Raw genomic sequence first — 24,108 nt, 5'->3', positions numbered from 1 at the left:
TTCCCTGAAACCATATCCAGTCCAATACATACTGTACCTGTTCCATAAAGGCATAGATAGGCAAATATGTCACAAAATAGGCCCTTTCCAAGTGTGCTTATGAAGACTTCCATAACAAAATTAGAAGGAATCCTTTGGAGTATCGCACTGCCGGGTTTTCCTCAATTACTTGCCGGTTTATGGTTTAAGGGAGCACTGTTTGTCATTCTTGAGATTATTATAAATGTCCAAAGTAACTTCAATCTGGGAATCATGTACAGTTTTTTAGGGGAAACGCAAAAAGCAGCAACAGTGATTGATTACCAGTGGCTGATGTTCTACCCTTGTCTATATATGTTTGCTATGTGGGATGCGTATAAGTTTGCCGATGGTCAAAATGAAAGGTACAGCTTTTTGCCATTTGTAATGTCGGCCTATATGGTGACGGTTGGATTGATGGTTTCTCCCAAGGTATATATATTCGGAAAATTCATCGGACCTATATTTTTACCCATTTTGTTCGTCATACCCGGAGTACTGTTGGGGCTCTTGATCCGCTCTCTCCTGATTCGGTTTCATTAAATCTTATTTCTTTACGAAAAGCCTTTTTTGAGTTAGAATACATGTATACAATTTAACGTTTTCTACCTGTCAAAGGGGAGTAGCTATAGGTTTTATTACCTAAACAAAGTCGTCAATTCATGGTTTTATACCATCGGCTTTGTTGGCATATTCGTATGCTAAGCAAGACCTTTGCCTTATTTAGGCAAGGGTCTTTTTATTTTATAAAATTCCTTGCCTATTGGAAAACTAACTATGTAAATAGGGAGGGACTAAAAGGTATGGATGCTTCGATGTTATTGGAATATGGTTGGGTCCTACTGATATTGGTAGGTCTTGAAGGAATCTTAGCTGCGGATAATGCAGTGGTCATGGCCGTAATGGTTAAACATCTGCCGGTTGAACAGAGGAAGAAAGCACTCTTTTATGGACTTTTAGGGGCATTTGTATTTAGGTTCGCTGCACTATTTCTCATTTCGTTCCTGGTCAATGTGTGGCAGGTTCAAGCAATCGGGGCTATCTATTTATTCTACGTGGCCATTCACCATTTCGTTAAGAAAAGGAAAGACACTGGAGCAGTAGAAGCGGAACCCGCGAAAGGATCAGGCTTCTGGACTACTGTACTCAAAGTGGAGCTTGCTGATATCGCATTCGCGGTTGACTCGATGCTTGCAGCCGTAGCTTTAGCCGTCACTCTGCAGCCTACAGGATGGTTTGATGTAGGGGGAATCGACGGAGGTCAGTTTATTGTCATGTTCCTCGGAGGTATCATCGGATTAGTGATTATGCGATTTGCTGCCACTTGGTTTGTGAAATTATTAGAGAAATACCCTACTTTAGAATCAGCTGCTTTTTTAATCGTTGGATGGGTTGGAGTGAAGCTTGCAGTGTTTACGCTCTCACATCCAGATGTAGCTATCCTGGATCATCACTTCCCTGAATCAAAAGGGTGGAAGCTTGTATTCTGGAGCGTACTGATCCTGCTTTCTGTTGGTGGATATTTATTATCGAGAAGAAAAGCAAAACAGACAGAAGCAGAAATAGAAACAAAAGCAAAAGCAGAATAATTTTACAAGAGCTAACGTGAATTTCCCACGTTAGCTTTTTTTGTGTGTATTCATCGCTGAAACACATTCTAAGAATTTTATTTAAAGAAACCCCCTCAAAAAAAAAACTTTTTACGTAACTCCTTTAATAAGGCGATCGATCGGCCAAATAATTTAAACATTTTAGGGGTGTACATATGAAAAGAAAATCAAAAATCATGAAAACTTCATTAGCGGTACTGGTTGCCAGTTCTATTAGCTTACCGAGTTCAATCGCATTTGCAAATACGAATGATGAAAATTTTGATTCCATCAAAATGGAACAAGAGAATTCGACTTCAAATAAAGATGTGGTAGTAAATGACGAAGCAATGTTGGATTCAGCAAAAAATGAAGTCGAAAGACTAAAGGAATCCACAGAGTCTCCATCCTTATTACCGGGTGATTTCTTCTATTTTGCGAAGCTGGCTATTGAAAAGATACAGTTGGCCTTTACAATGGATGACGCCAAAGAAGCCAAATTACTAGCCGGATATGCTGCAGAAAGATTGGCGGAAGTAGAAGCTTTATTTAAAGATGGTAAACAAGAAAAAGCCATCGACGCCTTGAATAACGCCATTGAGATGATACAACAATCGGAAGATCAATGGTCTGATAATGATGAAAGCGATAAGGATTCAACTGATGAGGCAAGCATTGAGACTGATTCAGATATGAAAGATGAATCTAAAATGGAAAAAGAAACAGACGACACAACTTCTGAAGATGCCACTGTTGAAGATTCTGTAAAAGAAGAAGAAGCAAATTCCGATGATTATGAGACAACAGAGAAATCCGATGAAATGACTAAAATGGAAGAAATGAGGGCACAGAACATCTTATCTCTAAAAGCCAATTTGGAAAAAGTGAAAAACCCTAAAGCAAAAGCTGCCCTACAAAGAAATATTGAAAAGAGTTACATGAAATTAGCTGAAAAGCTTGCGAAATTAGAAGAAAAAGTAACGAGAACGGCTGAAGAGAAAGAATCTGAAGAAAAAGAATCTGAAGAAATAAAGCTGAATAACACTAAAACAGCGATAAAGGAATCATCAAGCGTTAAAATAGAAAAACATGCTGTTGAGGGAACTTCGGATGTACAGACTCCAGAAACAACAGAAGTAAGAGAAGAAACGGCATCACCGGTAAAAGAACATGTAGAGACAAGAGAAATCAAGAACGAATGGAAATCACAACATAAAGAAGCAAAAAAAGAAGCAAAAGAAGCACGTAAACAAGAGAAAAAAGATGCAAGAGAAATCCATCATGAAAAAAAAGATGAAAAGAAACAACATACAATACAAGGCAAAGAAAATCGACAACACCGCGAGAAAGCCAAAGGAAACGGAAATGGTAAGGGTCACCATAAAGACTAATAAAAACAGCTTCAAGGTAAAAGACTGAAAGTTAATGGACACATCAGTCTGGAAAGGGTTGACATCAACTCTTTCCTCCCTATTATTCTTTTAAAATCAATATGATATGAGTATAATAGTGTGCAGGACGGGGTGAGACTGATGCTAAATTTATTACTATTTATGCTCGCGAAACAAAAGAAAAAGCAGACGCTTGAAGAATTGGCGATTCAAATCCAAAATGGTGATGAGCCATTATTGAATGTAGTCCTTGAAGACTATAAGCCATTTATTAAAAAAACAGTATCTTCAGTCTGTAAACGGTTTATTTATGAAAGTGATGATGAATTCAGCATCGGTCTGATTGCCTTTCATGACGCCATCTTAAAATACAATCATCAAAGAGGAACTTCGATCATCAGTTTTTCTGAAGTAATCATTAAAAGGAAAGTCATCGATTATATCAGGAAAAATGGAAAGTATCAGGATGTTAGCATTGATATGAGTTTCTCTGATGATGGGGAAGAATCTTCTAATCTAACTATTGATCAAATAGTATCTGTAGAGGAATTCGATAAGCAGGAGGAAGCGAATAAGAGACGTGAAGAGATCCTGTCTTTCCAGGAGCACTTAGCTCACTTCAAATTGTCTTTCAAAGAATTGCTTGAACAATCGCCTAAGCATGAAGATGCCAGGTTGAATGCTATTGATATCGCAAAAACAGTGGTCAATTCAAAGGAATTATTGGACTATCTTATAGATAAAAGGCGATTACCGGTAAAGAAAATAGAGAAACAGGTAAGCGTCAGTAGAAAAACAATTGAGAGAAATAGAAAATATATAATAGCCATTTCTCTTATCCTGATAGGAGATTATGTCTATTTACGGGATTATTTAAAAGGGCGGTTAGATATATGAAAAAAGGGATCATTATGGAAATCAAACGGGATATCCTTGTTATGATGACACCAGAAGGGGAATTTCTTACAGGTAGAAAGCAGCCCGATCAACAGTATGCAGTTGGGGAAGAGATTCCTTTCTTTCCACTGCAGAGAGACTTCGTTAAATCCAAACCGTTATTTAAATGGAATTGGAGAGTTTCGACTTCATTGTTTACAGCCCTTGTTGTACTCATTGCCCTGTTCTCAAGTACTATGGTTCAGAATAATCGGGCTTACGCCTATGTTTCCGTCGATATCAATCCGAGTATGGAATTAACATTAAACAAAGAAAAACAGGTATTGAAAATCAAGCCATTTAATGATGATGCGAGGGTCCTCCTAAAGGAACTGAGTGACTGGGAGAATGAAGATGTGGGTGAAGTGACGGAGAAAATCTTTCTCTTAAGTGAAAGACTCGGATATTTAAAGGATAATCAAAATGTTTTCATCACTTCTTCCTTCATTGATGATTCCGATATTAAAAAGGAAAACGAATTACTTGACGTTTTAACTGAATTTGTTCAGGAATACAGTTCTGATCATCGCACGAACATCGTCGTAAAAGAAACTTCCAGTGAGTTTAGAGAAAAAGCATCGGAAAAAGGAATGACTGCAGGCTCTCTCATTAGGAAAACAGAACAAAAGAATTCCATTCAACCAATCGAGCCATCAGAGAAACACAATGAAGCGATCAAAAAAGAAAAAGAAAATCAAAAGATGAATCAAATAGAAGAACCCAAAATCGAAAATGAAAAGATGAATCCGCCTGAAGTTGAAAATAAGCAGAATGCGGATAAGTCTGAGCCTCTCCGAAATAAGCATACTGATTCTCTAAAACTTCATCCTGGTAAGAATGAGGAAAAAGAAAAACCTGTAAAGTCAGAAAATGGTAATTCTTCACATGATAACAAATGGAAAAGAGATAACGATAGATCAAATAGAGGACACAACGATCCTTCATACAGGGAAAAGTATGACAACAGGGACATTGAAAAACATAATCATCATCAAAATAGAAAAGAAGTAAAGAAAGACAATCATGAAGAAAGAAAAGGTAACAAAAAAGACTAATAAAGGCAGATAAAGGCTCATTCATCGAATGGGTCTTTGTTATTGGAACTCTTAAAAAGAAAGGGTAGCTGGTATATGCCAGCTACCCATTGCCATATTATTTAGTTTGTTGTCCAGTTAGTTGAGATTGAGCTTGTTTCACAAGGCGCTTCGTGATTTCTCCTCCAACTGATCCATTAGAGCGAGCTCCTGTATCTGATCCAAGTGTCACACCAAACTCCTGAGCGATTTCATATTTCACTTGATCAAGGTATTGTTCAACACCAGGAACGAGTAGTTTATTGGAACTTCTAGCCATAATCGTTTTCCTCCTTACTAGTATACTTGAAACAATGAATGATTTGTTTCAGTACCTTTATTATTTGTATTATCACCACGAACATGAATGGTAATATTTCGCCGAAATTGCATTGTTTGCTTAATAATAAAACGATTCATGAAACCAGTTGGTTTAGAAGCCTTTTATTAAAGAAAGAATAATCATTAAAGAAATTATCCATTTTTCCTTTCATTCTTCTGATTTATTCTTTAAGATAGAAAAGGAAATAACGTTGAAAGGGAAATACATATATGTGGTATAAGCTTAGATTGAATTTAAATAAATTAACTCCAGCACAAGTTATTGTATCGTACTATCTGCTTGCAGTAACGATTGCGACGATACTGCTCAGTCTCCCCATTGCTCATAAGTCGGGGGTAGAGTGGAGTTTCTTAGATGCGATTTTCACAGCTGTCAGTGCTGTGAGTGTCACGGGCCTGACCGTTGTGAGCACCGTTGACACATTTAATACGACAGGCATCTTTATATTAATGTTTGTTCTGCAATTTGGTGGAATTGGAATCATGACCCTTGGGACATTTTTCTGGTTGATTGTGGGCAAAAAGATAGGTTTGAAAGAACGCCGGCTCATCATGACGGATCAAAATCAGACTAGCCTTGCGGGGTTGGTTAATTTATTGAAGCAAATATTATTATTAATCATCTTTATAGAAATCGTGGGGGCTTTCATTTTAGGTGTATACTTCTTAGGTTATTATCCAACCTGGCAGGAAGCCTTTATCCAAGGATTATTTGCCTCAGTCAGTGCAACGACGAATGCTGGTTTTGATATTACAGGTCAATCCCTCATTCCTTATGCAAATGACTATTTTGTCCAGTTCATCACCATCATCTTATTGACCTTGGGAGCAATCGGCTTCCCGGTGTTGATCGAGACGAAGGATTATCTTATGAGTAACAAGAGGAACAGACATCACTTTTCATTATATTCCAAGATCACAACCGTTACTTTTTTTGGATTATTGGTTTTTGGTACATTGATTATCTTTATCTTTGAATACAACCGCTTTTTTGATGGTATGGAATGGCACGAGTCTTTCTTTTATGCGTTTTTCCAATCGGCCACGACAAGGAATGGTGGTCTTGCAACAATGAATGTTGCTGAGTTTTCATCTCCTACCTTGTTGGTTATGAGTGCCCTTATGTTCATCGGGGCATCCCCAAGCTCAGTTGGTGGAGGAATCAGAACCACCACTTTTGCCCTTAATCTATTGTTTTTGTTCCATTTTGCCAAAGGAAATCAAACAATCAAGATATTTAAGCGGGAAATTCATCAGCAGGATGTAATTAAATCACTTGTCGTGACGATGATGGCCATTTTTATCTGCTTCCTATCTGTCATCATCCTATCCTTCACAGAGGACCATTCCATTATGGAGATTGTCTTTGAAGTCGCATCTGCCTTTGGAACGACGGGATTATCCATGGGAATCACCTCTGAGCTCTCTGCCATCGGTAAATGTGTCATCATTGCGTTAATGTTTATTGGTCGAGTGGGGATACTCTCCTTCCTCTTTATGATAGGAGGAAAAGAAAAGACAGCAAAATATCATTATCCAAAAGAACGGGTGATCATTGGATAATGGATTTCTTTAAAACTTCTTTAAAAACGATGCTGATTGGAGCATCGTTTTTTTCTGCCCCATCGGGCATAGAAGAGATCATTTTAATGCGGAATAGGGTACGTCAAAGAAGATGAAGAGGAATAAGATGATGGGAAAAGAAATGATCCATCCCAGGATCGGATTTTTATGATGAACGATCAGTACAGTGAACATCATAAGATTAAAAAGGATATCCCAGCCGTAATGCCAACCGTTATGATACGTCATCATCCCAAGTAGATGGGAAATTCCTTCAGTCAGTCCGTATATTCCTGTCCACAGTATGATCCAACATAGCTTCCCTAGTTTGGAAGAAGGGAGTCTGCCTATAAAGATGGTAATCGTCACAGTGTATTGAATCACCATCTTGCTCAATGAAATGAGGGTATGATTCAAATGAATTGAGTCTCCGAATGGAGTAATAGTGCGGAATTCCCACATGGAATAATCATATAAAAGAAACTGTGAAAGTAAATCCCCAATAATGAAAAATAATAATGTGGGATAATAACTGTAAAACTCCTTCCAATTTCCAAATCGCCACCCTAAAAAAACGTATACCAATAATAAAAATAGTATCATGTCATATCCTCATTCACCCTTTTCCCTTAGTTTCCGGTATAATCCTTGATTTATTCTGCCTATTATTAGAAGAATGGAAAAGGAGCAGAAGGGAAAAATAAGCTCGAAGGAGATGAGTCATACCATGAAACGAAAAGCACAGTATAATGCTGCAGAAAAAAATAATCAAACCCCGCTTAAAAATAAGCGAGAGGCTGAGTTTTCCGCTGAATTTACTCAAGGGGAAGATCCTGCTAAAGGAAAGAATAGAAATTCTTCAAAAGGCAAAAAGGGCAGAAGCTGATGAAAGATAAAAAACAGTCCTTTCGCGAAGAATTTGGCCAGGAATTTGGAGATGTCAATGCAGCCAAAATCTATGAAGTGACACAAAAACAAACCAAAACAAAAGAAAAGAAGAAAAAATGTTAAGCGATTCGCTTAACATTTTTTCTTCTTTATCATTGCACAAGTTGACGGTCGAACTCAAATATGGTTGATTGGCCAGAAGAAGGTTCAAAGTAGGCAAGTACATATTGATCCTGACCATCTTTTGATTGAATCGTTTCCAGGAGAGTATGTTTATACAACTCTTTTTCGTTTAAATTCAGATCTGCAAATGATCTTCCTGCAATAGCTGGATGCATCAAAAGGCTTTGATAGATAGATGAACGTTCTTCTTTGGTCAGTTCATGTGTCCACCATGGTTTCCTTGGTTTGTATTTTTGGTTTTCCAAGTAATCAAGTTTCATCAGACTCTCGATGATGGATATATGAAAGCTTGTTTCAGTGGATAAGAATTCAAAAAGACGTCTGAATAAATCTTCTAACTGATGACCAATTCGTGACCACCCCTGATTTTCCCAATAGGAACCAAATTGCTGGAAGAAATCAAATGGTGTTTCAAAGCATTCGGTCACGAGGTACTCAATGGTGCGATCCATGCGGTGATCGTTCCAATACTTCTCCAAAACGTCTTCCACCTGCTTGATCCGAACGATATCGTCGAAAGATAGTACATTATTTCCCAATATTTCATAAGGTGAATGATCCATATACGTATACTGATGATCATTTGCACGAATTCTTAAACCAGTTCCACGGAGCATCTTGAGAAATCCTAATTGTAGCTCCTCAGGTCTCATTTCAAATACATCATTGAATGTTTTCCGGAATGAATGGTAATCCTCTTCGGGTAATCCTGCGATTAAATCGAGGTGCTGATCGATCTTTCCGCCATCCTTTACCATCGTAACGGTTCTTGTCAGTTTTTTATAGTTTTGTTTTCGCATCACAAGGTCATTCGTTTCATCGTTAGTGGATTGAATGCCAATTTCAAATCGGAATAATCCCCGTGGTGCATGTTCGTTCAGGAATTCAATCACTTCCGGTCGCATGATATCTGCCGTAATTTCAAATTGAAATACGGTACCTGGAAGATGCTCGTCAATGAGAAATTGAAACATTTCCATCGCATAGCTACGGCTAATGTTAAAGGTTCGATCCACAAACTTAATGGTTTTTGCTCCATGCTTCATAAGGAAACGGATATCTTCTTTTACCTTCTCACGATCAAAATAGCGCACACCTACTTCTATAGAAGAAAGACAGAACTGACAACGGAAAGGACATCCCCTGCTTGTCTCGATATACGTCACCCTTTTGCCGAGCTGGGGTAAATCATCCTTAAAGCGGAAAGGAGAAGGAACGTCACGTAAATCGATTTTATTTTGTTGAGGCTTGATGACCGGCTTACCGTCTGTTAAATAAGCAACACCATGTACCTTAGTCCAATCTTTATCACCATTAAGCTGATCTAATAATTGCTTAAAGGATTCTTCCCCTTCACCCATAACGATAAAGTCAACGTCTTCCAGGCGCTCCAGCCAATATGGAACATCATACGTCACTTCGGGACCTCCAATGATGATCGTTACCTCAGGCATGATTTTCCTAAGAACCTTGATAACTTTGATGGTTTCTTCGATATTCCAAATGTAGCAGCTGAAACCGATGACGTCAGGCTTCTTAGAGAATAAGTCTGAAACGATGTTCAGTGTTGGATCCTTGATGGTGTATTCAGAGAGCTCAATTTCATGTTCAGGCTCTGCATAGGCCTTTAAACAGCGAATAGCTAAATTCGTGTGAATATATTTTGCATTTAACGTACTTAAGACGACTTTCTTCATTAATAATCTCCTTTATTTTAAATCCATCTGACGAATAGCCTAACGAATTCTTGGTGCCGTATTTTTTTCCTGCAACAAATGTTGTTCGTACAACATATTAATCCAACCTGATTATCATTTTATCTAAGCTTGCGAAAAAGCTCAATGATTGTCTAAAATGAATTTAAATTTATTGTAACTATTAGAAGGAATTTTAGTAAAAGTTGCGAATTATATAAGGTAATAAAGGTTTTTTGAATATTGTGTAATATGAAGCACGTCTGCTTAGCCAAAAGAATAGATTTTTAGGAAAAAGGGACTGACCCGTTTTGGGTCAGCCCTTTCTAGTGAGGTTTATCTTGTTTTCATTTCTCTTTTTGAAAGCAGTTTCTGAAGTCTTGTCGATTTAAACTCGATGATTGGCTGAGTGATGCTTGTAAAGAATTTTGTTGAGAAAATCATCGTGAGTACAAGGGATACCCCGAGTAAAAGTAACAGACTCGTATTGGGGTCAATGGTGTCCTTTAGATGACTTTCACGGAATAACCGGATAAGAAAACCATGGAGAAGGTAAACATAGAGGGTGTTTTTCCCCCATTTAGTGAAAAACTGTCTCTTTGTTGGGACAAATGTAAAAAAACTGAATATCATCACAACGTTTAATAAGTATACAGCCGCCCTGACAACCATGCTGATGGCGCTATTCCATTCGAAATCTCCATAAGGTTTAGAACCGAGCAGCCATTTGTCTGAGAATTCAGGGATAAAATACATTCCCAAAAATACGATTACAAATAATGAGCCTGCCACTAAACGGGCTTTACTCGTTTTGAAATATTCGAAGTGCTCCTTTTCCATGTAGTAACCCATCAGAAAAATAGGAAAAAACACAAAGGTTCTGGACAAGCTCAAGTAATTTGTAATGATATCGGCGAACCCCACAAGCAGTCCAAGTGAGAAAGCCACTGTCAAGCCGGGACCAGGTTTAAACTTAAACCACTTGATGAAAGCATAAAGCAATGCGTTCCAACAGAAAAGGCTGATGAGAAACCATAATGACCAGTGTGGATTAAGTGGATCTACCTCAAATGTTGATTTTTGATAAAGAAAATGGTAATACACCGTGTATATCAATTGAAACACAATGTAAGGAAGAATCAGCTTTTTAGCAAGCTTTTGGATATATCCCTTTTTATAAAATCCTTTCGCGAAGAACCCTGCCACAAGAATGAAGGCAGGCATATGGAATGTGTAGATTGTTTTATACAAAGAAAGGATAAAGGGATCGCTTTCTATATAAGACCGGATTATATGTCCAAATACCACTAAGAAAATCAAAATGAATTTGGCGTTGTCGAAGTAATAGTCGCGTTGTTTCATATCTTCACCATCTTTTAGAAAAGTTTAATCCTAATTCATTCTTACCCTAGGATACAATGAGCAAAACATGAATTCACTGTTAATTATCACCAAAAGTATGGGAAGCTATGCGGATTCTATACAGACCTGAGCCAATGGTCGTCATTTAAATTAGTAAGGGGATGAGGAAATGACTAATAGTAGTGAAGTAAAGGAAGAGCGAAATAAGGAACAATGTCATCCCGTTGATAGGGAAATTTGCTTAGCTTCACCCATGCCGATGCTTGTGATCAATAGAGAGTTGAAAATCGTTTATGCCAACCCTGATGCATGTGAAACCCTGCGAACGAATAATGAGAATGTTGTAGGTAAGCTGTTCAGTTCCTTTTTCTCTTCTGTACCGGCTCCGATTGTAGCCCATTATAAAGAGGTCATGGAAACAGGGAAAACACTTGAAGATGAAACACTGATGAATGTGAATGAGAAAATAATCATTCATGTTGAATTATTGCTCAAAAAATCGACCATTTCACCTAATGCTTATTTATACTTTAAAGACGTAACCGAGCTGAAGGAGAAAGAACGAAAAGATCATATGAATGTGCATTTGCTTTCAAATATATTTCAGAACGCATCCGAGGGCATTGTCTTATTTGATATAGAAGGTAATATCAATGATGTGAATCATGCATTCAGTTTACAAGTGGGGCTCGATAAAGAAGAGATTACAGGAAGAAATATCAGCTCATTCATCCCTGAGAATGCTCACTATAAGATAGATAAGATTAAAGAATTGATTTCTCAAAACAAAAAAGCGCGTGGTGAAATCCCGATAAAGAAATCACAAAGTATTTCAATCGTTGAATTTACTACAAGTCCGTACGTTCATCATAAGCTTCATATGGCTATTCTTAGGGATGTAACGGAAAAGAGGCAGATGGAGATTCAGCTCAAACGGAATGAAGAGTTGTTCAAGGGGTTATTTGAGGAAGCGATTGATGCAATTGTTTTATGGGATCATGACGGAAGGGTCCTTAAAGCAAACTCATCAGCCCTTAAAATATTTGAGTGCACCCTTTCTGAACTCCTTTCAAAAAAAATCAGGGACTTCGTATATCCATTAGAAAGCCAGAAGTTCGATTTGGTCATGGAACAATTAAATAGAAGCGGAGCAGTAAGGGATGAGGTGTTGTTCCTCATGCCGAACAATCAGCTGAAGCATTTGGAATTCACCTCCAAGCTTCATTCTGTTGACGGCTACAACATGACCATTTTCCGTAATGTTAGTGAACGTTATCAAATGGAAAAAGAATTGCGTGAAAGCGAAGAAAGGTTCAGAAAAATATTCGAAGGATCATTGGACGGATTGCTTCTGACCAATCACAATTATGTGGTGGTTGATGCGAATCCTGAAGTGAGTAAAATCATTAAGCTGGAAAAAGAGCAACTCATTGGTAAAGATGTACGTGAAATATTGAATATAGAACCTGGCGAAGAGTCGTATGATGAATATTTGCAGCAATTGAAAGAAGAAGGTCAGGCAACATTTTTACAAACGTTAACGTCATACAGAGACAGGGTTCAATATGTTGAGTTGTCGTCGAAATATAATTTGCTCTCTAACCTGAATTTAACCATTATTCGGGATATTACCGATCAAATTGATATGCAGGAGCAATTAAGGAAATCGGATACATTAAGCGTTGTAGGAGAGCTGGCTGCAGGAATCGCCCATGAAATCAGAAATCCAATGACTGCACTGAAAGGGTTCATACAGTTACTTGAGAATAGTGTCGGAAAAGATCACGAGATGTATTTTAATGTGATTACTTCTGAATTTCAGCGTATTGAGTCAATCATCACGGAGTTTCTCGTATTAGCAAAACCTCAGGCAATCCAATACCAGGAAACGAATCTAATCAGAATTATGAAAGATACGGTTGAATTATTGAGTGCTCAGGCAGTGATGCATAACGTTCAATACGAAGAGAGGTATGAGGAGAACCTTCCAACCATCATCGCTGAACCCAATCAGCTTAAACAGGTATTCATCAATGTCATTAAAAATGCGATTGAAGTTATGTCAGATGGAGGTGTGATTTCCATCAGCATTCAGGAAACGGAGGATGGAATGATTCATATCGAAATTAAAGACCAGGGAGGAGGCATCTCAAAGGATAAAATTAAAAAGCTCGGGGAACCTTTTTATACCACGAAGGAAAGAGGCACTGGACTTGGCCTTATGGTAAGCTTTAAGATTATTAAAGAGCATAAAGGCAGTGTTCAGGTGGAGAGTAAAGTGGGTGAGGGAACCATTTTCCACATCTATCTGCCTAAATCATAAAGGAGTCCTGTTAAATGTCGATTCAAACGATTGTGATAGAAAGTCCCATAGGTAATTTGAAGCTTCTTGCGGATCGAAATCAATTGCTGAGTGTACAGTTTGTTGATGGAGAAGCATACACCGAAACGGAACATCCCATTTTAATAAGAACCATGGAGCAGATTCGGGAGTTTTTTAAAGGGGAAAGGACTGAATTTAATCTCCCTTTAAAAATAGAAGGAACAGCTTTTCAGAAGGAAGTTTGGAATGCTCTTCAGCAGATACCGTACGGAGAAACCTGGTCGTATCAAGATGTAGCACAAGCCATCCAAAGACCGAAAGCAGTGAGGGCAGTGGGGCAGGCAAATAAAGCCAACCGTTTTCCCATCATCATCCCTTGTCACCGTGTCATCGGAAAAAATAAGACACTTACAGGCTATGCAGGTAAGCAAATAGACAAAAAAGAACTGTTATTGTCATTAGAAAAATAAGTATAAACGGGCATTTTCCATTTGGAGATGCCTGTTTTTTTATGATTTTTTCGGAAGGATTGTTGTTCTTAAAACATATGGCCTATGTTGGATTTGTCAATTAGAGTGTGTTGGGTTTTAATTGCTTTTTTTATCTATTTCGATTATTATCTAATTAGATAATAATCGAAATAGAATGGAGGCGAAAGGTTGCAATTAAGTAAACAGGTGGCTTTTCATAAAACAATGGGTGATCCGACCCGAATCAAGATAGTCTATTTATTGGCAGAAGAAAGCTTGCACGTGGGAGCCATTGCGGGGAAGCTTGGACTTACTGCTCCGACCATCTCCCATCACCTGACGAAATTGAAAGAATGCAATCTGGTTTATTCAAGGAGAGAGAAAAACACGGTTTACTATTATCTGAATAAAAAAGTAGTGAATCATCACGGGGATGTTCTTCATCAGTTTGCTAATGAAGAGAAGGGGGACAGGACGATGTCAGAACCACTATTGAAAGAAAAACAAAAAATAAAAAATAATTTTTTGGAGAAAAATGGACGGATCAAAAGTATTCCCTCCCAACAAAAGAAAAAAATATTCATTCTGGAACATCTTGTGGAAGGACTGAAAGTGGGCGAAAAGTACACGGAAAAAGAAGTGAACGAGTACATTCTGCAATTCCATGAAGACTTTGCCACCTTAAGAAGAGAGTTCATCATTCATCAATTCATGTATCGGGAAAATGGCATTTATGAGGTGAATCCGAGGGAAATGTGGGCTTCAACAAAACTAGATGAAGCTTAAGCTCAATAGAGGAAATAGAAGGGGTGAGTCCTTCTATTTCCTTTATTTTATGACAATGGTTCGTCGAATGCTTTCCGCAAAGTTTGGATAAAGCACTCCCTTTTCCGTTATGATACCAGCAATCAATTCATGAGAGGTTACATCAAAAGCAGGATTATAAACTGAAACATTTTCTGGTGCAATAGTGGTTCCGTTAATCTTCGTGATTTCCTCTCCTGATCTTTTTTCAATCGGTATTACGTCCCCGGTTTTGGATGTCAGATCGAAAGAGGAAGAAGGGGCAGCCACGTAGAATGGAATATTATAATGGTCACATACTATGGCAAGCATCGACGTACCGATTTTATTCGCAGTATCCCCATTTGCAGCTATACGGTCCGCACCGACAATCACCGCTTCCACACCTTTTTCCTTTATAGTATGAGCAGCCATGCTGTCGGTGATGAGGGTCACGTCAACACCTGATTGTTGAAGCTCCCATGCAGTGAGACGTGCACCTTGTAGGACCGGTCGTGTTTCACAAGCATAGACTTGAAATCCAAGCCCCTTTTCCCTTCCTAAGTGAAAGGGGGCGAGTGCTGTTCCGTATTTACCAGTGGCGATGGATCCTGCATTACAGATGGTCATGACTCTCCGTTTATCATCTAATTCTTTCAAGGCGAATTCACCAATCATTCTGCATATTTCCTCATCCTCAGTATGGATCTGAATGGCAGTGTGAAGAAGATTGGTCTTGGCTTCATTTACGGATTGTGCATGTTTGATAACACCTTGCAAGCGCTCCAATGCCCAGGAGAGATTGACCGCAGTCGGTCGTGAACCAGAAAGATATTGTTTATCACGCCTGAACAGGTCATTGAAAATGGTCAGATTATCTGTTTCATACTGGCATGCAGCTTGGGCTAATCCATAGGCAGCCGTAATTCCGATTGCCGGTGCACCTCTCACTTTAAGTGAAACAATCGCTTCATAATATTCTGTAATGGTCGAAAGTTTAAGATATTCCACTATGTTCGGCAGTTTTTGTTGGTTAAGAATCAGTAAATGATCTTCATGCCACTCTAGTGAAGTTGGAATGGTCAGTGTATGTGTCATGAGTTTCCCCTTTATTTATTCAGAATGTGAACGTACAATAGTCAGAAGTTCTTCGATCGAATGAATTTTTTTGCGGTTTACAATCAATATTTTTCCAAGATTCAAGCATGAGCGTTTTGTCTTGAGTCTTTGTTCTTTATCTCCGATGCTTTCGAGGTCATCCACACGAGCAAGTCCGATCGTTCTTCTGATGCATTCGCACCCTGCAAATCCGATGCTGTCCTGGAAGCTCTTCTCCAACACATATTCCAGATAGCCATCCACCTTCGTGTAGGCGTCGCCGCTTTCCTTCCAGTGCATGGAGAACGTAGTGGAGAAAACGGTCCAGGTATTTTTGATATGGTGGAGGATAGACTCCTTCTCATTAGTCTTTGAGACCACTTGGAAAATAAGGTTGGCAATAAATTGCCCGATATCAAAGCCGATGGGTCCATAGAAAGCAAACTCAGGATCAATCACTTTTGTTTGATGTTCATCTACAAAGATACTGCCCGTATGAAGATCGCCATGAAGCAGGGCTTCACCTTCTGTAAGAAAGCTCTTTTTTAGTTTTGCCACCTCTAGCTTTACTGCGAAATCATCCCATAATTGTTGAACATCCCCGGTAAGTTCTTCCTCAAACTGATTTGTTTCGCTGTTGAAAAAAGGATCCGTGAAAACAAGGTCTTCTGTGATTTTACAGAGCTCGGGATTTGAAAACTCTTTCACATATTCCTTTTTCTTGAAAGGATGAAGAGCATAATCGGATGTGAAATACAATGTATTGGCGAGAAATGTACCAATATCCTCTGATAGATTAGGATAGTCCCCTCCATTAATTAGACCAGTACGTGCGATAGTCAGACTACTCAAATCCTCCATCACTGTAATGGCGAGGGCGGGGTCAGAATAATACACTTCGGGTACAAGGTCGCCTGCAAATGATCGCTGAAGATGAAGGGCACCAGCTTCAATTCTTGCCCGATCAATTGTCAACGGCCAGCTTTCACCAACAATTTTTGCATAAGGGAGAGCTTGTTTGATGATGATTCCTTTACCGGAATCTCGTTCAACTATATGAAAAACCAGATTTAAATTACCATCTCCAATTTCTTTACATGTTAAATGAGACCCTTCTTCAAAGATGTTTAAGCGATTGGCCATTGCGATGGCAGACAGTTCCGTTAGTGGTTGATACGTATTGAGTTTTGTAATTGCCATTGTTGATCCTCCTTTTGTTACATCTTTATAACAGGAGGCTTTTCCGTGGCATAAGAAAAGCCTCTTTCCATGTTTGAAAGAGGCTTGAAGAGTCAACTTCATCGCCTCTTATCTCTCAGAAAGACTATCTTTCTGTTGGAATTAGCACCGTGCCTTACTGGATTGATCATTCCGGCGCTTGCAGCGCCCCGTTTTTACAACGGCATTAAGGTCGGTTGCTGGGCTTCATAGGGCCAAATCCCTCAGCCAGCTCTTGATAAGAGTTGCGTATTCTATTTAATTAAAATTCTGAATGTTCCATTTGAATTGAATAGTACCATTGAAGTATTTTCCATGTCAACGGTTTTTTATTGTTTTCTAATAAAAATCAGGTCTTCGGTCTTGGAAGATCGGAATTTGTTTACGAACTTTTTCTACTTCTTGTAAGTTGATCTCAGCTGAGACCAGGTGCTCAGTTTGATTTCCTTTAGCAAGGATTTCGCCCCATGGACCAATGATGAGGGAGCAACCTCCAAATTCGTTATCGGGGTCACTGCCCACCCGGTTGCAGGCGATTACGAAACATTGATTTTCGATCGCACGTGCCTTCAAAAGTGTCTGCCAGTGGTCGATCCTGGCTGCAGGCCATTCAGCAACGACAAAAATAACCTTGGCACCCAGCAGTACATGCTTTCTGATCCATTCAGGAAATCGAATATCATAACAAATGAGTCCAGCCATCTTTGTATCATCGAGAGAGAACATTCCATCCTCCTGCCCAGGAAGTAAATAATGATGCTCATTCATTAATTTAAACAAGTGAAGTTTTGAGTACCGTTTCACGAGACCTCTTTTCGAATCCGCCACCAATAGTGTATTTCTTACGCCATCATTTGATTTATTTGCAACAGAACCACCTATGATGTGAATGGAGTACTTCTTCGAAAGGGCAGTCAGGAAGGAGCAGGCATCTTCGGCTCCATCATCTGCGATTTCTTCCATCCGTGTAAGATCATACCCGGTTGTCCAAAGCTCGGGAAGAACGACCGTACTGCATCCTTCTTCCCGGGCTTTTTTCACCCAGTGTTCCACCTTCACCTTGTTTTCTTCAGGATTTCCAAACACGATATCCATCTGGGCGAGACCAATCTTTTGTATCATTACCTTCACCTCGTTATGTACTTTTTGGTATTTATTCCTTTACATTCTTTAATTTCCGTTATATCATTTGTCACTAGAATTTGAAAGTATTTAATTTTCGAAAAAATAAGTGGGTGAGTGTATGAAAAACTTTAAGCAGGCAAAACGATTGGATTTATTACCTCAACAATTTTTTGCATCCCTTGCAGGAACAGTGAATGCTGTGGTGAACGAGGGACATGACGTCATTAATTTAGGTCAAGGAAATCCGGATCTGCCGACCCCTCCGCATATTGTGGAGAAACTAACAGAAGCAGCTGCTTCCCCGTCTAATCATAAATATCCTCCATTTCGCGGTTTATCCTCATTTAAAGAGGCGATTGCCGCCTTTTACCTCCGGGAGTATGGAGTAGAGGTAGATCCGGAAACAGAGGTAGCCGTGCTGTTTGGAGGAAAAGCAGGGTTAGTTGAAATTCCTCAATGTTTATTGAATCCGGGGGATGGTGTATTAGTTCCTGATCCAGGTTATCCGGATTATTTATCCGGGGTAGCATTAGCAGAAGCCAGCATGATCAAGATGCCGCTGAGGGAGGAAAATGGATTTCTGCCGGATTATGGGGAACAGTCAAGCGAAGTGTTAGAAAATGCAAAGTTAATGTTTCTCAACTACCCTAATAATCCTACTGGTGCGATTGCTACACAATCATTCTTTGAAGAAACGGTTGAACTTGCCGACCAGCATGATATATGTGTTGTACATGACTTTGCCTATGGAGCGATCGGGTTTGATGGAAAGAAGCCTATTAGCTTCTTAGAAACAGAAGGAGCCAAGGATGTCGGGATTGAAATCTATACATTATCGAAAACGTATAATATGGCTGGATGGCGAGTGGGTTTTGCAGTGGGGAATAAGAGTGTCATAGAAGCGATTAACGTTCTTCAGGATCACTTATATGTGAGCCTTTTCGGAGCCATACAAGAAGCTGCGACAACCGCTTTAATAAGCTCCCAGGAATGTGTGAATGCATTGGTATCAACATATGAGGAAAGAAGAAAAATATTGATCTCAGGTCTTCAGAAAATTGGATGGGAGGTCAAAGCCCCGCAAGGTTCCTTCTTTGCCTGGCTGAGGGTACCGGAGGGATTCACATCAGTTGAGTTTTCAACCTATTTGCTTGAAGAAATCAAAGTCGCGGTTGCGCCCGGTATAGGCTTTGGGGAATTCGGTGAAGGGTACGTACGTGTAGGGCTTTTAACAACAAACGAGCGTATCAAAGAGGCGATTTCCCGCATAGAAAATTTAGAATTATTCCACAAAAAAGGATTGACATAAGTTGAATTTGGTGCAATAATCCAACTGAAATATTGAATAAAGAATTCTTATCAAGAGCAGGCGGAGGGACCAGCCCGATGAAGCCCGGCAACCGACTTATTTAAGCACGGTGCTAATTCTTGCAGCTATATGCTGACAGATAAGAAAGAGTGACGAATTCAAACCTCTTCTTATTTGGAAGAGGTTTTTTGTTTGGAGTCTGTAAGTTCAACAGGCGTTTAGCCTGGCTTTTTTCAAAAGGAGGTACTATGACAATGAGTGAAATAATAGCAACATATCATTTAAAGGGAAAAATCGGGACCTTCGAGAAAAAGGCAGAAGGAATTGCCTTGGGATTGACGGTTGGGTCATGGACGGACTTGCCGCTTCTAGAGCAGGAACAATTGAGCAAGTATAAGGGTAGAGTCGTTTCCGTGAAGGAGTGGGAGGAGGAAGACGGAGTCCGCGGTGAGGTGCAGATCGGATATCCCGGACATAATTATTCAAATGATATCCCAGCCATCCTTACAACCGTATTCGGTAAGCTTTCACTGGATGGTGAAGTGAAATTGGTGGATTTAGAGTTTTCGAAAGACCTGAAAAAAACGTATCCCGGTCCTCGTTTTGGAATGGGAGGGATCAGGGAGTTAACAAAGGTACATGACAGACCGTTGTTAATGAGCATCTTTAAAGGTGTGATCGGCAGGGATCTTTCCTATCTGGAAAATCAATTAAGAGCCCAGGCTCTGGGAGGAGTCGATGTAGTAAAAGACGATGAAATTTTGTTTGATAATCCACTTACACCTTTTTCTGAGAGGGTCAGCTCAGGGAAAAAAGTACTGCAAGAGGTTTTTGAGGAAACAGGTAAGAAAACGTTGTATGCAGTAAACCTAACAGGCAGAACCTCACAATTACAGGATAAAGCAAGAAGAGCAAGGGAGCTTGGAGCGCATGCTCTATTATTCAATGTATTTTCTTACGGTCTCGATGTTCTCCAGGAATTAAGAGAAGACCCTGAAATCTCATTACCAATCATGGCCCATCCCGCTTTTGCCGGAGCTGCTGCCGCTTCGCCTGCATATGGGGTGAGTTATTCATTATGGTTAGGGAAATTTTTACGAATGGTGGGAGCTGATTTTTCACTATTTCCCTCACCTTATGGAAGTGTTGCATTAGAGAAGAGTAAGGTACTATCCATCAGCCATGAGTTAACAAAGGAAGATGCCCATTTAAAAAAAGCATTGCCAGTACCATCAGCAGGCATTCATCCTGCTCTTGTTCCTCTTTTGGTGAAAGACTTTGGTATTGACTGTGTCATTAATGCAGGGGGTGGCATTCACGGTCACCCGGACGGTGCAAGTGGAGGAGGGAGAGCATTCATTCAAGCAATCGAAGCTATTGTAAATGGAACGTCTCTCAATGAGGCAGCTGAAACCAATGAGGAACTTCGCAAAGCACTGTCCTTATGGGGTGAGGAGGTAAAAGTGTAGTGGGGTATCCAATCATTTTCTGTGATTTTGATGGAACGATAACAGAAACCGATAATATCATTTCCTTGATGAAAATCTTTGCTCCTCCTGAATGGGAATCTATCAAAGATGAGATTTTAAACCAGTCGGTGTCCATTAAAGAAGGTGTAAGCAATCTGTTTTCCCTCATTCCTTCTTCCAAGAAGGACGCCATGATTCAGTATCTAGTAGATACAGCTATTATACGAGACGGATTTAAGGAATTTGTAAACTATACCAAAGAGCATGAAATTCCTTTATATATCGTCAGTGGAGGAATGGACTTTTTCGTTCGACCTTTACTAAAAGAATATGGTCCATTTGATGGGGTATTTTGTAATGAAGCGCACTTTAACGATACGACTATAACGATTCGGTGGCCATATCCATGTGACGTCCACTGTGAAAGTAAAGGATGTGGATGTTGCAAGCCTTCTATCCTGAGATCATTGTCCCTGGAAGATCATCTGGTCATTGTAATAGGGGACTCAGTTACAGACGTCGAGATGGCAAAGCTTGGCGATACGGTGCTTGCCAGAGACTATCTTGCACATATATGTGAAGAAAAAGGAATCCCGTATCATCCGTTTGAAACTTTTCACGATTGTATGGACGCTATTGAAAAAGGAGTGACATTATGAAATCGTATCAACCCGAATGGGAAGAGCTCGCTGATATTAAAAGAGAATTAGCAGAAAGAGACTGGTTTATGGGGACGAGTGGGAACCTTGCGATACGTGTGGGTGCTTCCCCTGTTACTTTCTTGGTTACGGCAAGTGGAAAGGATAAACGAAAGCATACAAAGGATGATTTCCTTCTTGTGAATGCTCATGGTGAGGCAGTTGAGGAAACTCATTTACGACCATCAGCGGAGACACTGCTTCACAGTCATATTTTCAAAGAAAGTGCAGCGGGATGCAGCTTGCATGTCCATACGGTTGCCAATAATGTAATCAGTGAATTGTATGGGGACGAAGGTGTCATCACATTAAAGAACCAGGAGCTGCTCAAAGCCTGGGATAAATGGGGGGAACATGATTCTCTGCCTATTCCCATCATTCACAATCATGCACACATCCCAACCTTAGCAGATACCCTTCGACCATTCATTAATCAAGACACAGGGGCAGTGCTCATTCGCAACCACGGGATTACGGTATGGGGACGAACCGGATTTGAAGCTAAGAAACTATTAGAGGCATGTGAGTTTATGTTCCAATATCAACTCACTCTTTTGTCTTTAACGAAAACGAAAATACATTCCTAAAGGAGGAGCCGGTTTATGACAACGATTAACATTCAGGGGAAAAATCAAGTCATTGATAGTCAGGAAGAGGTAGTAAAATATTTACGTGAACAAGGGGTCATTTATGAGCACTGGAACATTGAAAAGCTGAACGAAGGATTAAGGGACCATTACGCTTTAACCGAAGATGAAAAAGCGGAGATTTTGTCTACCTTCAAAGAGGAGATTGAAGATATTTCAGAACGAAGGGGGTATCAGTCCTGGGATGTGATCTCCCTTTCCGAGAATACACCTAATCTTGAAGAGCTATTGAAAAACTTCCAACAGGAGCATCATCACACAGATGATGAAGTCCGCTTTATCGTTAATGGACATGGTGTATTTGTCATTCAAGGAAATGATGGGGACTTCTTTGAGGTCCACCTAAACCCCGGGGACTTAATTTCAGTTCCTGAAAATATCCGCCACTATTTCACCTTGAGCGACGATAAAAAAGTAGTCGCAGTCCGTATTTTCATCACCCAGGAAGGTTGGGTCCCAATCTATTAATATAATAGGGATAGACAAATGAAAAACCTTTTGTCTATCTTTTTTTTGGTTAATGACGAAAATTGTCTAATTTAGATACAAAACTAGTTATTTTGTCTTGTTTTGCGAATCTATTTACTTTTCTAGTAATCCTTGCGATAATTCTCAAGTAACGATTTTACCTTATAAAGACTAGGAGCTAAAAAAAGGAGTTTAGTAGAAATGGGTCGTCTATTCAAACAAAAATGGTTATTAATGAGAATCAATCAGAAACGTACAGAAATGATTTCCCTTGGAGAGAGCCTGGGACTATGTGCAGAGGAGACAATCAAATGCAGCCAGCAATTGGATCAGCTTTTGAATGACTATAGCAAATGCACAAGTGATATTATTCCATTCACGTTCCAGGAATCATCAAGTGAATTCGGGCAATACATTAAGAGCTTATTGAAACGCACTGCTTCTTGATCACTCACCAAGAACTCCCTCAGCATTCAAGAATTACACAAGAGAAAGAATCTCCAATCATTCCCACTTTTAAATTACAAACATTCTAATTTGTCGTTTTTTCAAAAAAAACAAAGACGGTCCGCAGTTTGCGGACCGTCTTTGTTTTCACCTTGAAGCTGCCTATTATGTTTGACAAGGAGAGGATTTATTTGTATAATATTTTGAAACTGAGATATTTATCATTAAAGGAATGAATGCTATGAACCAAACGAAAGATTCAAAACAATCATTGAAGCTTTTCATTGTCCTGTCAAGAGCTTTTAAAGCCTTGAATGAAGAGATAAATAAGAATATTCAAGAGAATGGATTAAATCCTACTGAATTTGCTGTCCTTGAGCTCCTTTATCATAAAGGAGACCAGCCTTTGCAGCAAATAGGAGGGAAGATCCTGTTAGCATCCGGCAGCATCACCTACGTAGTCGATAAGCTTGAACAAAAGGGATACCTTAAACGTGCAGCATGTCCTAAGGATCGTCGTGTGACCTATGCCCAGATTACGGAAAATGGCAGAGCCTTAATCAACGATATATTCCCGAACCATGAAAATCGTATCCATGAATTGATGTCTGCATTAACTCCTGATGAAAAGGAAGAAACAATACAGATGCTGAAAAAGTTAGGTTTATCCATCAAAGATTTATCCTATTAAGCTCTGGCAACCTGCCCTGTCTATTTAGATGGGGCTTTTTTATGGGTTAAAATGAATTCGATAACAACTTTGGTATTTGTCAATACGTCAACTTGAGAATTAAAATAGAAGTACAAAATGGAAGCGGAGGACACTTGACATCGATGGGATATTTAGGGAGGGATTGAGCGATCCATGTATTCACCTTCACTTATTTGGATAGTGCAAAGCCTAAAGCACCAATGTTTACGAAAAGAGCCTTACGAAAAGAACTTAACATATAAACAGGAGATTTCGGATATGGAGTCGAATAATTAATATCGGGATGAAATTAAGAGGAGGTA

25 protein-coding genes and 3 riboswitches are annotated in these 24,108 nt (G+C 39.4%); of the genes, 18 read left to right on the top strand and 7 right to left on the bottom strand.

The genetic code is table 11. The features are described from left to right. The first annotated feature begins 99 nt into the window (after nt 1–99). From BAA9072_RS13480 to BAA9072_RS13460, 5 genes are all read left to right on the top strand, one after another. Entirely contained in the window at nt 100–561 is a 462-nt protein-coding gene (locus BAA9072_RS13480) for a hypothetical protein (protein ID WP_201715215.1), read from the top strand. A gap of 62 nt (nt 562–623) precedes the next feature. Next, nucleotides 624–721, top strand: a riboswitch (yybP-ykoY riboswitch). Nucleotides 722–821: 100 nt separating this feature from the next. Then, nucleotides 822–1,607 (top strand): TerC family protein, encoded by a 786-nt coding sequence (locus BAA9072_RS13475; RefSeq protein ID WP_201715214.1) that lies wholly within the window; start codon nt 822–824, stop codon nt 1,605–1,607. Nucleotides 1,608–1,783: 176 nt separating this feature from the next. Beyond that, entirely contained in the window at nt 1,784–2,998 is a 1,215-nt protein-coding gene (locus BAA9072_RS13470; RefSeq protein ID WP_201715213.1) for a DUF5667 domain-containing protein, read from the top strand. Nucleotides 2,999–3,139: 141 nt separating this feature from the next. Next, entirely contained in the window at nt 3,140–3,895 is a 756-nt protein-coding gene (sigI, locus tag BAA9072_RS13465) for an RNA polymerase sigma factor SigI (protein WP_201715212.1), read from the top strand. After that, a complete protein-coding gene (locus BAA9072_RS13460; protein WP_201715211.1) occupies nt 3,892–4,989 on the top strand; it encodes an anti-sigma factor domain-containing protein in 1,098 nt (365 codons plus the stop codon). Before sigI ends, BAA9072_RS13460 begins: the two co-directional genes overlap by 4 nt. A 97-nt stretch (nt 4,990–5,086) precedes the next feature. Here the strand turns inward: BAA9072_RS13460 and BAA9072_RS13455 are convergent, their stop codons facing one another. Beyond that, nucleotides 5,087–5,287, bottom strand: a complete 201-nt coding sequence (locus BAA9072_RS13455; RefSeq protein WP_201715210.1) for an alpha/beta-type small acid-soluble spore protein — start codon at nt 5,285–5,287, stop codon at nt 5,087–5,089. A 272-nt stretch (nt 5,288–5,559) separates the two neighbouring features. Between BAA9072_RS13455 and BAA9072_RS13450 the strand changes: the two genes are divergently transcribed. After that, nucleotides 5,560–6,912 (top strand): TrkH family potassium uptake protein, encoded by a 1,353-nt coding sequence (locus BAA9072_RS13450; protein ID WP_201715209.1) that lies wholly within the window; start codon nt 5,560–5,562, stop codon nt 6,910–6,912. A gap of 78 nt (nt 6,913–6,990) precedes the next feature. On the opposite strand, the gene BAA9072_RS13445 is transcribed toward BAA9072_RS13450, so the two are convergent. Then, entirely contained in the window at nt 6,991–7,515 is a 525-nt protein-coding gene (locus BAA9072_RS13445; RefSeq protein ID WP_201715208.1) for a hypothetical protein, read from the bottom strand. A gap of 124 nt (nt 7,516–7,639) precedes the next feature. Here BAA9072_RS13445 and BAA9072_RS13440 point away from each other — a divergent pair, with 124 nt between their 5' ends. Next, a complete protein-coding gene (locus BAA9072_RS13440) occupies nt 7,640–7,798 on the top strand; it encodes a hypothetical protein (protein ID WP_201715207.1) in 159 nt (52 codons plus the stop codon). Next, entirely contained in the window at nt 7,798–7,923 is a 126-nt protein-coding gene (locus BAA9072_RS24530; protein ID WP_269139954.1) for a hypothetical protein, read from the top strand. The genes BAA9072_RS13440 and BAA9072_RS24530 overlap by 1 nt, the downstream gene beginning before the upstream one ends. A gap of 29 nt (nt 7,924–7,952) precedes the next feature. Here the strand turns inward: BAA9072_RS24530 and BAA9072_RS13435 are convergent, their stop codons facing one another. Next, a complete protein-coding gene (locus BAA9072_RS13435; RefSeq protein WP_201715206.1) occupies nt 7,953–9,680 on the bottom strand; it encodes a B12-binding domain-containing radical SAM protein in 1,728 nt (575 codons plus the stop codon). Between the two features lie 333 nt (nt 9,681–10,013). After that, nucleotides 10,014–11,039: an acyltransferase family protein gene (locus BAA9072_RS13430; RefSeq protein ID WP_201715205.1), complete on the bottom strand. Its 1,026-nt coding sequence runs from the start codon at nt 11,037–11,039 to the stop codon at nt 10,014–10,016. A 169-nt stretch (nt 11,040–11,208) separates the two neighbouring features. On the opposite strand from BAA9072_RS13430, the gene BAA9072_RS13425 reads away from it, so the two are divergent. The 3 genes from BAA9072_RS13425 (at nt 11,209) to BAA9072_RS13415 (ending at nt 14,618) form a co-directional block, all read left to right on the top strand. Further along, complete coding sequence (locus tag BAA9072_RS13425) at nt 11,209–13,362, top strand: PAS domain-containing sensor histidine kinase (protein WP_201715204.1); 2,154 nt, start codon at nt 11,209–11,211, stop codon at nt 13,360–13,362. A gap of 14 nt (nt 13,363–13,376) precedes the next feature. Continuing rightward, nucleotides 13,377–13,832 carry a methylated-DNA--[protein]-cysteine S-methyltransferase gene (locus tag BAA9072_RS13420; protein WP_201715203.1) on the top strand — a complete coding sequence of 152 codons (456 nt, stop codon included), beginning with the start codon at nt 13,377–13,379 and terminating at the stop codon, nt 13,830–13,832. A gap of 189 nt (nt 13,833–14,021) precedes the next feature. Further along, nucleotides 14,022–14,618 carry a DUF2087 domain-containing protein gene (locus BAA9072_RS13415; protein ID WP_201715202.1) on the top strand — a complete coding sequence of 199 codons (597 nt, stop codon included), beginning with the start codon at nt 14,022–14,024 and terminating at the stop codon, nt 14,616–14,618. Nucleotides 14,619–14,660: 42 nt separating this feature from the next. Here the strand turns inward: BAA9072_RS13415 and mtnA are convergent, their stop codons facing one another. The 3 genes from mtnA to BAA9072_RS13400 all read right to left on the bottom strand — a co-directional run bounded on the left by mtnA (nt 14,661) and on the right by BAA9072_RS13400 (nt 18,053). Further along, nucleotides 14,661–15,713 (bottom strand): S-methyl-5-thioribose-1-phosphate isomerase, encoded by a 1,053-nt coding sequence (gene mtnA / locus BAA9072_RS13410; RefSeq protein WP_201715201.1) that lies wholly within the window; start codon nt 15,711–15,713, stop codon nt 14,661–14,663. Nucleotides 15,714–15,728: 15 nt separating this feature from the next. Next, nucleotides 15,729–16,913 carry an S-methyl-5-thioribose kinase gene (gene mtnK, locus BAA9072_RS13405; RefSeq protein ID WP_201715200.1) on the bottom strand — a complete coding sequence of 395 codons (1,185 nt, stop codon included), beginning with the start codon at nt 16,911–16,913 and terminating at the stop codon, nt 15,729–15,731. 105 nt (nt 16,914–17,018) lie between these two features. Next, nucleotides 17,019–17,176, bottom strand: a riboswitch (SAM riboswitch). A gap of 94 nt (nt 17,177–17,270) precedes the next feature. Then, the gene (locus tag BAA9072_RS13400; RefSeq protein ID WP_201715199.1) at nt 17,271–18,053 is read right to left on the bottom strand and encodes a carbon-nitrogen family hydrolase; all 783 of its coding nucleotides are present in this window, start codon (nt 18,051–18,053) and stop codon (nt 17,271–17,273) included. A gap of 121 nt (nt 18,054–18,174) precedes the next feature. Between BAA9072_RS13400 and BAA9072_RS13395 the strand changes: the two genes are divergently transcribed. The 7 genes from BAA9072_RS13395 to BAA9072_RS13365 all read left to right on the top strand — a co-directional run bounded on the left by BAA9072_RS13395 (nt 18,175) and on the right by BAA9072_RS13365 (nt 23,785). Next, entirely contained in the window at nt 18,175–19,365 is a 1,191-nt protein-coding gene (locus BAA9072_RS13395; RefSeq protein WP_201715198.1) for a pyridoxal phosphate-dependent aminotransferase, read from the top strand. Nucleotides 19,366–19,409: 44 nt separating this feature from the next. Further along, nucleotides 19,410–19,511: riboswitch (SAM riboswitch) on the top strand. Nucleotides 19,512–19,619: 108 nt separating this feature from the next. Then, a complete protein-coding gene (locus tag BAA9072_RS13390) occupies nt 19,620–20,834 on the top strand; it encodes a 2,3-diketo-5-methylthiopentyl-1-phosphate enolase (RefSeq protein WP_201715197.1) in 1,215 nt (404 codons plus the stop codon). Further along, entirely contained in the window at nt 20,834–21,493 is a 660-nt protein-coding gene (locus BAA9072_RS13385; RefSeq protein ID WP_201715196.1) for a 2-hydroxy-3-keto-5-methylthiopentenyl-1-phosphate phosphatase, read from the top strand. The genes BAA9072_RS13390 and BAA9072_RS13385 overlap by 1 nt, the downstream gene beginning before the upstream one ends. Further along, nucleotides 21,490–22,119, top strand: a complete 630-nt coding sequence (locus BAA9072_RS13380; protein WP_201715195.1) for a methylthioribulose 1-phosphate dehydratase — start codon at nt 21,490–21,492, stop codon at nt 22,117–22,119. The genes BAA9072_RS13385 and BAA9072_RS13380 overlap by 4 nt, the downstream gene beginning before the upstream one ends. Before the next feature lie 15 nt (nt 22,120–22,134). Then, complete coding sequence (locus tag BAA9072_RS13375; RefSeq protein WP_201715194.1) at nt 22,135–22,647, top strand: 1,2-dihydroxy-3-keto-5-methylthiopentene dioxygenase; 513 nt, start codon at nt 22,135–22,137, stop codon at nt 22,645–22,647. A 201-nt stretch (nt 22,648–22,848) separates the two neighbouring features. Continuing rightward, nucleotides 22,849–23,094 carry an aspartyl-phosphate phosphatase Spo0E family protein gene (locus BAA9072_RS13370; RefSeq protein WP_201715193.1) on the top strand — a complete coding sequence of 82 codons (246 nt, stop codon included), beginning with the start codon at nt 22,849–22,851 and terminating at the stop codon, nt 23,092–23,094. Nucleotides 23,095–23,326: 232 nt separating this feature from the next. Next, nucleotides 23,327–23,785 (top strand): MarR family winged helix-turn-helix transcriptional regulator, encoded by a 459-nt coding sequence (locus BAA9072_RS13365; protein WP_408015238.1) that lies wholly within the window; start codon nt 23,327–23,329, stop codon nt 23,783–23,785. Nucleotides 23,786–24,108 lie beyond the last annotated feature (323 nt).

This window comes from Rossellomorea arthrocnemi (assembly GCF_904424705.1).
Lineage (GTDB): Bacteria > Bacillota > Bacilli > Bacillales > Bacillaceae_B > Rossellomorea > Rossellomorea arthrocnemi.
The sequence above is the reverse complement of the archived record's forward strand: the minus strand, read 5'-3'. Positions and strand labels throughout refer to the sequence as shown.